The organism is Halomonas sp. (assembly GCF_031581305.1).
In the GTDB taxonomy this organism is placed as follows: Bacteria; Pseudomonadota; Gammaproteobacteria; order Pseudomonadales; family Halomonadaceae; genus Halomonas.
This window is the reverse complement of sequence record NZ_JAVLBC010000294.1, coordinates 1-2,571: the sequence shown is the minus strand read 5'-3', so window position 1 is coordinate 2,571 and position 2,571 is coordinate 1. Positions and strand designations below refer to the sequence as shown.

General features: G+C 65.6%; 2 protein-coding genes. Both read right to left on the bottom strand.

Features of this window, described 5'->3' with window-relative positions:
• Positions 1–17: 17 nt before the first annotated feature.
• Positions 18–485 carry a hypothetical protein gene (locus tag RI841_RS15910; protein WP_310706608.1) on the bottom strand — a complete coding sequence of 156 codons (468 nt, stop codon included), beginning with the start codon at positions 483–485 and terminating at the stop codon, positions 18–20.
• A gap of 137 nt (positions 486–622) precedes the next feature.
• Positions 623–2,571, bottom strand: a 1,949-nt coding sequence (locus tag RI841_RS15905; RefSeq protein WP_310706607.1) for an EAL domain-containing protein, incomplete at its 5' end; no start/stop codon positions are given.

Here is a 2,571-nt window from a genome sequence, read left to right as displayed (position 1 = left end):
GTATGACGGGCCGCGCCTCAGCCGCGTCCGCCGCTACCCTGGTGCATCCTGCGGCCGCCGCCCTTGCCGTGCGGGTTGCGTTGTTGCCGGAGGATCTGCTGGCGCATCTGCTGGCGATGCTCCTGGCGGATACGCTGGCGCTCGGCATCGGAACCGGCCTCCTGCATGCGCTGATGGTAATCGCGGCGCTGCTGCGGGTCCATCATCGGGTAGCCGTAGATGCCATCCGGGTCGAAACCGCGCTGTTCGGCGCGCTGGCGCATGAGGTTGCGGTACTCGGCCTGGATGCGCTGGCGCTCCTTGAGGGAAGCTGCGTTGCGCAGCCGTTGCTGGAACTGGTCACGCTCCTGCTGGTTGAACATCGGCCCGCCATAGAGCCGTTCCTCGTCGGCGACATTCTGGGCCTCGGCGAGGCCGATGGAGAGACACAATGCCGCCACCGGCAGGAGCCGCAGGCCACGCGTGATGAAGGAAACTGATGCCATGCTCACCTCCCCTGCTGGCGAACCAGCAAACACCTTATGGAATAACTACTAAGAGATTAAAGCATAGACTAAGCCTGAAGTAGCCTCCATGACTTGCAGCGCCGCAGGACGAGAGTAACCGCACTCCTGGACAGGCATCAATCCGGAAAGGAAAGCGTCTCCACGGACCCGGGGTGTCCGAACAAGTAGCCCTGAAAGAGGTGGCAGCCATGCGCCACCAGCCAGGCCTGCTGGGCCTCGGTCTCGACCCCTTCGGCGATCACCTCCAGCTGCAGGCTCTCGGAGAGGGCGATGATGCTGGCGACGATGGCCGCACTCGCCTCGTCCTCCAGCAAGTCGCGCACGAAGGACTGGTCGATCTTGAGCTGGTCCAGGGACAGGCGTTTGAGGTAGGAGAGCGAGGAGTAGCCGGTGCCGAAGTCGTCCAGGGAAAAAGTCACGCCATGCTCCCTGAGGCGCCGCATGGTCTCGCGGGCCTCGTCACGCTCCTCGAGGAAGAGGCTCTCGGTCACCTCGAGCTTGAGCCGCGCCGGGTCAGCGCCGGTGCGGGCCAGGGTGGCCAGCACCCGCTTGACGAACTCCCCCTCGCGAAACTGCTGGGGGCTGACGTTCACCGAGACCGTCAGGTCAGCCGTGGCAGGATCCCCGGCCCAGGCCACCAGCTGCCGACAGGCAGCCTCCAGCACCCAGTCGCCGATGGGCACGATCAGCCGGTTCTCCTCGGCCAGGGGAATGAACTCGCCGGGAGAGACCGTGCCACGCTCTGGGTGCTGCCAACGCAGTAGCGCCTCGACACCAACCATGCGCCGGTCGAGATCCACCTGGGGCTGGTAGTGGAGCAGGAACTGGTCGCGGGCCAACGCCTGGCGCAGGTCCGCCTCGAGCCGGGCGCGTGCATGAAGCTGGGCCTGCATGGTCGGGTCGAAGAAGCGCAGGGTATCGCGCCCAGCCTGCTTGGCCTGGAAGAGGGCCATGTCGGCCTGCTGGAGGATCTCATCGAGTGTCGTGCCGTGATCGCGGTAGAGCGTGACACCGATGCTGCCGGTCATCGTCACCGAGCTCCCGACCAGGCTGAAAGGCGCCTGGAGCACGCCAAGCAGCTTTTGGGCGATGCGCTCGACGGCAACCGCCACGCGCCGCTGGTCGCGGCCCAGGCCATGCAGCAGCAAGCCGAACTCGTCGCCACCCAGCCGTGACAGGGTATCACTCGCGTACAGTTCCCCGCCCAACCGACTCGCGACCTGCTGCAGCAGCTGGTCGCCTGCCTGGTATCCCAGGGTGTCGTTGACCTGCTTGAAGTTATCCAGGTCAAGATAGAGGAGCGCACCGAACTGGTTGCTGCGATAGCTGTCCTTGAGTGTGCCCTCCAGGCGGTCCAGCATCAGCCGGCGGTTGGGCAGCCCGGTCAGGGGGTCGTAGAAGGCGAGCTGATGGATCTCCGCCTCGGCGGCCTTGCGCTGGGTGATATCGCTGAAAGTGGCCACATAGTGGGTCAGCTCGCCGGCCTCGTCATGCACCGCGCTGATCGTCAGCCACTCGGGGAACACCTCGCCGTTCTTGCGACGGTTCCAGATCTCGCCCTGCCAGCTGCCCTTCTCCCGCACATCCTCCCAGAGATGCCGATAGAAGGCTTCATCGTGGCGCCCGGAACTGAGCAGGCTCGGATTGCGGCCCAGCACTTCGGCCTCGGAATAGCCGGTGATGCGGGCGAAGGTGTCGTTGACCTTGAGGATCCTGCCTTCAGCATCGGTGATGACCATGCCCATGTGGGTCTCGAAGGCAGTGGCGGCGATGCGCAGTTGAGCCTCGGTGGCACGGGACTGGGTCACTTCGCGCACCACGGCCAGCACGCCGCTGAAGCCCTCGCCCTCCTCGGTCAGCGGACTGATGATGGCCTGGAAGTCGCGGGGCACACCGGCCAGGGTGACGCGGTACTCGGTCTCCACTGGCTCCCCGGTATCCTGTAGCTCGGCCAGGGCAAGGTCGAACTGCCGCGCCACCGCTTCCGGCAGGACATCGCGGTAGTGACGTTGCAGCAGCGCCTCGGCTTCATCGAGCAGCTGGTCCCGGTCCGCGGCATGGACAT

Coding starts and splice junctions, on each gene's coding strand:
- RI841_RS15910 (WP_310706608.1), bottom strand. CDS start 485: ATGGCATCAGTTTCCTTCATCACGCGTGGCCTGCGGCTCCTGCCGGTG.